General features: G+C 62.8%; 7 protein-coding genes and 1 tRNA gene. 2 read left to right on the forward strand and 6 right to left on the reverse strand.

Annotated elements, in window-relative coordinates:
- The coding region (locus VDP82_RS12080) for an amino acid ABC transporter ATP-binding protein (protein ID WP_323015099.1) at positions 1–356 on the forward strand (356 nt) is incomplete at its 5' end.
- 115 nt (positions 357–471) lie between these two features.
- The gene (locus tag VDP82_RS12085; protein WP_323015100.1) at positions 472–1503 is read left to right on the forward strand and encodes a transporter substrate-binding domain-containing protein; all 1032 of its coding nucleotides are present in this window, start codon (positions 472–474) and stop codon (positions 1501–1503) included.
- A gap of 5 nt (positions 1504–1508) precedes the next feature.
- Here the strand turns inward: VDP82_RS12085 and cls are convergent, their stop codons facing one another.
- The 6 genes from cls to mobA form a co-directional block, all read right to left on the reverse strand.
- Positions 1509–2960: a cardiolipin synthase gene (cls, locus tag VDP82_RS12090; RefSeq protein ID WP_323015101.1), complete on the reverse strand. Its 1452-nt coding sequence runs from the start codon at positions 2958–2960 to the stop codon at positions 1509–1511.
- Positions 2961–3034: 74 nt separating this feature from the next.
- Positions 3035–4078 (reverse strand): cysteine synthase A, encoded by a 1044-nt coding sequence (locus tag VDP82_RS12095; protein ID WP_323015102.1) that lies wholly within the window; start codon positions 4076–4078, stop codon positions 3035–3037.
- 161 nt (positions 4079–4239) lie between these two features.
- Entirely contained in the window at positions 4240–4698 is a 459-nt protein-coding gene (locus tag VDP82_RS12100; protein ID WP_323015103.1) for an SRPBCC domain-containing protein, read from the reverse strand.
- Positions 4695–5909 carry an MFS transporter gene (locus VDP82_RS12105; protein ID WP_323015104.1) on the reverse strand — a complete coding sequence of 405 codons (1215 nt, stop codon included), beginning with the start codon at positions 5907–5909 and terminating at the stop codon, positions 4695–4697. The genes VDP82_RS12100 and VDP82_RS12105 overlap by 4 nt, the downstream gene beginning before the upstream one ends.
- A gap of 111 nt (positions 5910–6020) precedes the next feature.
- Positions 6021–6095, reverse strand: a tRNA-Asn gene (locus tag VDP82_RS12110).
- 97 nt (positions 6096–6192) lie between these two features.
- Positions 6193–6721: molybdenum cofactor guanylyltransferase (gene mobA, locus VDP82_RS12115; protein ID WP_323015105.1), on the reverse strand; the 529-nt coding region annotated here is incomplete at its 5' end.

Below are 6721 nucleotides of genomic sequence, written 5' to 3' on the forward strand. Positions count from 1 at the left end.
TCAAACGCCCCGAGCAGGCCAACAAATCCCCTGGCCAGCTCTCCGGTGGCCAGCAACAGCGCGTCGCCATCGCCCGCTCGCTCTGCATGCAGCCCCGCATCATGCTGTTCGACGAGCCGACTTCGGCGCTCGATCCGGAAATGGTCAAGGAGGTGCTCGAGGTGATGATCGGGCTGGCTGAGGATGGCATGACCATGATCTGCGTGACTCATGAAATGGGCTTTGCCCGCCAGGTGGCCAATCGCGTCATCTTCATGGATCAGGGCCAGATCATCGAGCAGAACGAGCCCGAGGCCTTCTTCTCCAATCCCCAGCATGAGCGCACCCGGCTTTTCCTCAGCCAGATCCTGCATTGAAGACGGCGCCCTGCCGCCCGGTGTCTGGCGCGGAAATACACAACTCATTCGGCCGGCCGCTTGACCATGCGTCGCGGCCGGCCAATATGAGGTGGACCCAGGGAAAGCCTTCCAATTGAGCCGATTTTTCACCCGATTGCTGAGCGGAATGGCGGTTTTTGCCGTGCTTTTCGCATCCGCCGCGCTGCCGGCGGGTGCGCAGACGCTGCAGGCGGTGCGCGATCGGGGATTTCTCATCTGCGGCGCCACCGGCGCCTTGCCGGGCTTTGCGCAGCAGGATGCTCAGGGACGCTGGTCCGGCTTCGATGTCGATCTCTGCCGCGGCATTGCCGCCGCGGTTTTCGGCGATCCCGAACGCATCGAGTTTCGGTCCTTGCGCGGGGAAGCGCGCTTTGCGCCGCTCCAGACCGGCATGGTCGACGTGCTGGTGCGCGACGGTCCCTGGACCACGCGGCGGGATTCGCTTTATGGCGCGCGCTATGTCGGCACCGCCTTTTTCGATGGGCAGGCCTTTCTCCTGCGCCAGTCCATGGGTGTGGTCTCGGCTTTCGAGCTCAACGATCTCACCGTCTGCGTCCTCGATGGCGGTGAAGAACTGGAGCGCCTGCAGGAGTTCTTCTTCTCCAACCAGGGCAGCTATCGCGAAATTCCCTATGAGGACGTGGCCGATCTCAGCGTCGCCTATCAGGCTGGGCTCTGTCAGGTGATTTCGGCTCCCGCCCGGCAGTTGCAGGCCATACGCCGGGCGCTGCCCGACCCGGGGGCCCACCGCATCCTGCCCGAGCGCATTTCCAAGGAATTGCTGGGCCCGGTAGTGCGCGACGATGACCAGCAATGGTTCGACATCATCCGCTGGACGCTGTTTACGCTCATCAATGCCGAGGAAACGGGGATTACCGCCAGCAATGTCGATTCCCTTCTGGGCGCGCGGACGCCGGTGGTACGCCGCATCCTCGGCGTCGATGGCGACTTTGGCGCCGCCTTGGGACTGCGCGCCTCCTTCATGGCCGATGTCATCCGCGCCGTGGGCAATTATGGCGAGCTCTATGACCGCCATTTCGGTCCGCAGACCGGCGCCGCGCTGCTGCGCAGCCAGAATGCCCTCTGGACCAATGGCGGCCAGCTCTACGCACCGCCCGTCCGCTGACCTTTCTATAGAACCGGAGAGAGCAGGCGGGCTGCTTGCGTCAGGAAACGCATGGCCAGCGGACGCGACTTCACCTCGTCCAGCCCGACCTCGCGGCAATTCTCGAAATCCTCGAGCAGCATGGCCTCGACAGCGTCGATGGTTTTGCGATCGGCAAACCACAGCGTGATCTCGAAATTGATGGCAAAGCTGCGATTATCGAAATTGACGCTGCCTATGGTGGCGATCTCGTCATCCATCAGCACCACCTTCTGGTGCAAAAAGCCGTCCTGGTAGCGGTAGATGGAAACGCCATGCTCGATCATGGCGTCGGCATGGGCAATGCTGGCCAGCCATACCAGCTTGTGGTCAGGTTCGTTGGGCAGCATCACCCGCACATCCACGCCGCGTAGCTTGGCGGCATAGAGCGCGGTGCGGATATCGGTGTCCGGCACGAAATAGGGGCTGACGATCCAGATGCGCTCTCGCGCCCGCCCGATGATGTCGGTGAAGGCAATGGCGCATTCCTCCAGCTTGTCGGCCGGTCCGCTCCCCATCACCAGCACCGACTGGTCGCCGGGCGTGGCCACCGTTTCGGGAGGGTCGGCGGGCAGAGCTTCGCCGGTCGCCCATTCCCAATCCTCGCGAAAAAGCAGGGCGCAGCCCAGAGCGGCCGGGCCCGAAACGCGCACATGCGTATCACGCCAGCGCCCGAAGCGCGGGTCTTCGCCCAGATATTCCACGCCCACATTGTGCCCGCCCACCCAGGCGTGCTCGCCATCCACCACCACGATCTTGCGGTGGTTGCGGTAATTGATGCGCGTGGGCCCGTAGACGCGCAGGAATTTATGGCGCTGATTGAAGCCGGCCACGCGCACGCCAGCTTCGCGCAATTCCCTGCGGTAGCGCTTGGGCATGCCGGTGCTGCCGACATCGTCATAGAGCAGATAAACCTTTACGCCGGCCTTGGCGCGCGCGATCAGCCGCTCCGCCAGCTCCTGCCCGAGTCGGTCATCCCGCACGATATAGAACTGCACCAGAAGATATTTCCGCGCGCGCTCGATGCCCTCGAAGATGGAATCGAAGGTGGCGTGGCCATCCACCAGCACCTCCACCTCGTTGCCGTTGAGAAACGGCACTTCCGAGACCTTGACCTGCACTGGCCATTCGTCGCTGGTGTCGCGGTCGATCAGCGCCAGGTCCTTGGCACGCAGGGGGCGAGCGGCGCGGCCATTGCGGATGCGGTCGGTGGCATAGTCGTCAAAAGCCTTCCAGCCGAAGACCAGATAGAGCAGGGCCGTTGGGATAGGCAGCAGCGCCAGCGCCAATATCCAGGCGATGGAGCCCTGGGAGGTGCGCGAATTCATGATTTCGCGCACTGCGCAGACAAAGGCCAGCAGATAGATGGCGGCCAATATGGCCGCGAAAATATGCAGGTCCGCGACGATGGCCCTGAGAATATCGCTGATGCCGAACACTCGATCCCGCCCTGCTGTGGTGGGACGATACTAGCAAGCCCAGCCGCGCGGACAATGCCGGATATTGCCGGAGGTCACTCCGCCACGATCACATCGGAAATGTCGATCGGCGTGGGGTTTTCCAGCCAGCCCGGCACCGGCAGGTTCTTCTCGCGCAGGAAGGCGGGATTGAACAGCTTGCTGGCATAGCGGTTGCCATAGTCGCACAGCACGGTGACGATGGTCTTGCCCGGCCCCAGGTCGCGCGCCATCCGCACCGCCCCGGCGATATTGATGGCGCTCGATCCACCCAGGCACAGGCCTTCATTTTCGAGCAGGTCGAAAATATAGGGCAGGGCCTCCGCGTCGGAAATCTGGTAGGGATTATCGACGCTCAGCCCTTCGAGATTGGCGGTGATGCGCCCCTGGCCGATGCCCTCGGTGATGGAATTGCCGGACGATTTCAGCTCGCCATGGGCGTAATAATTGTAGAGCGCCGCGCCCTCGGGATCGGCGAGCCCGATCTTGATGTCGGGGCTGCGGGCGCGCAGGGCCTCGGCCACGCCGGCCAGCGTGCCCCCGGAGCCCACGGCGGTGATGAAGCCGTCGATCCGGCCATTGGTCTGGTGCCAGATTTCGGGACCGGTGGTTTCCACATGGGCACGCTTGTTGGAGACATTGTCGAACTGGTTGGCCCAGATGGCGCCGTTCGGCCGCTCGCGGTTGAGCTTTTCGGCCAGCCTGCCGGAAATCTTGATGTAGTTATTGGGGTTCTTGTAGGGCTTGGCCGGAACCTCGATCAGTTCGGCGCCATAGAGGCGCAGCGCATCTTTCTTTTCCTGGCTCTGCGTCTCGGGAATGACGATCACCGATTTGAAACCGAGCGAATTGGCCACCAGCGTCAGCCCGATGCCGGTATTGCCCGCCGTGCCTTCCACTATGGTGCCGCCGGGCTTGAGCGCGCCGGATTTGACCGCGTCATGAATGATGAACAGCGCCGCCCGGTCCTTGACCGATTGGCCGGGATTGAGAAACTCCGCCTTGCCCCAGATTTCGCAGCCCGTCAGTTGGGAAACGCGGTTAAGACGGATCAACGGCGTGTTGCCGATGGCGGAGATGAGGTCTTTATGGGTGGCCATGGAACTTCTGGAACAGCTATGCGGAGTTGCCATGCTAGGAGCGCGGGCCGCCCCCGGCAAGCCATAACGGCCTCATATGGCAGGGCATTTCCTTCCTGCGCATCAAGGAGCAATAGTGAAGCGCCATCCATGGGCTGGCGCAATTTCATTCCCCTCGGCGACTACTCCATCACCTCGGCCAATTGCTCCAGCGCCGCGCTCCACGCCTCCATGGCGAAGATGCGGGATTCGGGGTCGGCATGGGCAAGGCCGCGTTCGGTGAGGGTGATGCGCGTCTGCTCCTCGCCCATGGGCTGGAACAGAATTTCGATCACGAAGATGGTTTCTTCCGCGTCGTCATCCTCGGAATCGCGCTGCACCCAGGAGAGGACCAGTTTTTCGTTTTCCACGAATTGCAGGACCTCGCCGCGAACCACATGGTCCTCGGGATCCTCCTCGTCGCCATACGTGGTGAAGCTGTATTCGCCGCCCTCGAAAGCGTCCATTTCCGCCGCATCCGCCTGCCATTGCTCGATTAGCGCCGGATCGGTCCAGGCTGCGAAGACATCCTCGACATGGGCGTCGATGGTGCGGGTAAGGGTAATCTGGCTTTCGTCGTCCATGCCGTTTGCCGCGCTCATTTCCGATCCCTTGCATGAAGCTCCGCCGAACGTGGCAGGAAGATGGTGAGGAAGCCCAGAATCAGCAGGAATGAGCAAAGCCCGAATACGGCGACGATGCCGATCTGGTCGGCCAAGGCGCCCAGCACTGCCGCGCCGATTGCACCGATGCCGAAGGCAAAGCCGAAGACGAATCCGGCCACCATGCCCACCTTGCCCGGAACCAGCTCCTGCGCATAAACGACGATGGCAGAGAAGGCCGAGGAGAGGATGAGCCCCACCGCGATGCTGAGCGCCGCCGTGCCCCATAGATTGGCATAGGGGATGAGCAGCGCGAAGGGCAGGGCGCCCACGATGGAGCCCCAGATCACCGCCAGCCGACCGAAGCGGTCGCCGATCGGACCGCCGAAAAAGGTGCCCACCGCAATCGCGCCGAGGAAGAGGAAGAGATACATCTGCGCGTCCTGCACCGGCAGGCCGAATTTCTCGATGAGATAGAAGGTGTAATAGCTCTTGAACGTTTCGATATAGACATATTTGCTCAGGAGCAGTGCGCCGATGACCACGAAGGCGAGGATCAGCCGGTTACGGCTCAGAACCGGCTTGGCTGGCGTCGCGGCTGGTCGGCTGGCAACGGCCCGCTGATGGCTGGAATACCAGCGCCCCACATAGGTCAGCAGCATGATGCCAATGACCGCGGCGAGGCCGAACCATACGGTACTCGACTGGCCCAGCGGCAGCACGATCATGGCGGCGGCGAGAGGGCCGATGGCCGTGCCTGCATTGCCCCCAACCTGGAAAGCCGACTGGGCAAAGCCGAGCCGCCCGCCGGATGCGAGCCGCGCCACGCGCGAGGCTTCGGGATGGAACAGCGCCGAGCCGGTACCCAGCACCACCGAGGCCAAAAGCAGCATGAAGAAATTGCCCGCCGTGGCCAGCAGCAGCACGCCGATGGCCACCACCAGCAGCGAAACCGCGAGCATATAGGGCTTGGGCTTCACGTCGCCGTAGAGGCCCAGCAAGGGTTGCAGAATGCAGGCGGTAATCTGCTGGGCCAGCGTCAACAGGCCGATCTGGGTATAGTCGAGCGCATAATTGGTCTTGAGCAGCGGATAAAGCGCTGGCAGCAGGAACTGGATCAGGTCGTTGATGAGATGGGCCGCGCTGACCGCCAGGATGATGTTGTAGGAAGTCTGCCCGGCCGGAGCGGCCTTGCTTGTCACGGCGACCATGGGAAATATCCAGGGAAGTTCTGAAGGGAAATGCCGGTCTATCCCGCCGGAGCGGGGCTGGCAATGGCTACGCAGGGGAGGAAAGCTGCGCTCGAATGCGCGCTGGACGAATGGCTCCGCGGGTAGGATTCGAACCTACGACCAATCGGTTAACAGCCGATTGCTCTACCGCTGAGCTACCGCGGAACACCGTTCGTTCGCCCTCTTGCTGAGAGCGTGGTCCATGTAACGGACTTGTTTTGGTTTGCCAAGCCCAATTTGGCGCTGGTGTGAATAAGTAGCGTCACCGAGCCCGTCTTTCCTGCAAAACCGGGCTTTGCTTTGCCAGTACGCGCTGGAGATGCAGCAGGTCAGACAGTCCGTTCACATTGTGAAACGGATTGTCGGCGTAGCGGTCCCGCCAATCGACGCGCCGGGCCGCAAGATTCGCCAACAGGGCGCGCGGGCTCGATGGCCCCGTTCCGGCAAGCCAATCATGAGGGAGGCCAGCCAGCGTCTCGATGCGCCATATGGCGTTGGTCGGATAAAAATCCTCGCCCCAGGCGGCAAAGGCCGCGGCCGCTTCCCCCAGCGCCGCGCTCATGGCCGTTGCAAAGCCGTGCGGCAGCAAGGGCGTGTCTACTGCTGCCGATACCAGCAGGCCGTGCTGCGTCCCTTTTGCCTTCAGGGCCTGAACCGCAGCTGCCAATCCTGCCAGCGGCCCGCCATGCGTCGAGGTGAGATCGGCGACGGCCTGCGCGCCGACGGGCCGGGTCGACACGGCTTCCTCAGGCCCGAACGCAATCACAAGGGGAGGCTCCACCGGTCCGAGC

Origin of the sequence: Devosia sp. (genome assembly GCF_034675085.1) — a bacterium.
In the GTDB taxonomy this organism is placed as follows: domain Bacteria; phylum Pseudomonadota; class Alphaproteobacteria; order Rhizobiales; family Devosiaceae; genus Devosia.

Coding starts and splice junctions, on each gene's coding strand:
- VDP82_RS12095 (WP_323015102.1), bottom strand. CDS start 4,078: ATGGCCACCCATAAAGACCTCATCTCCGCCATCGGCAACACGCCGTTG.
- VDP82_RS12100 (WP_323015103.1), bottom strand. CDS start 4,698: ATGAGCGCGGCAAACGGCATGGACGACGAAAGCCAGATTACCCTTACC.
- VDP82_RS12105 (WP_323015104.1), bottom strand. CDS start 5,909: ATGGTCGCCGTGACAAGCAAGGCCGCTCCGGCCGGGCAGACTTCCTAC.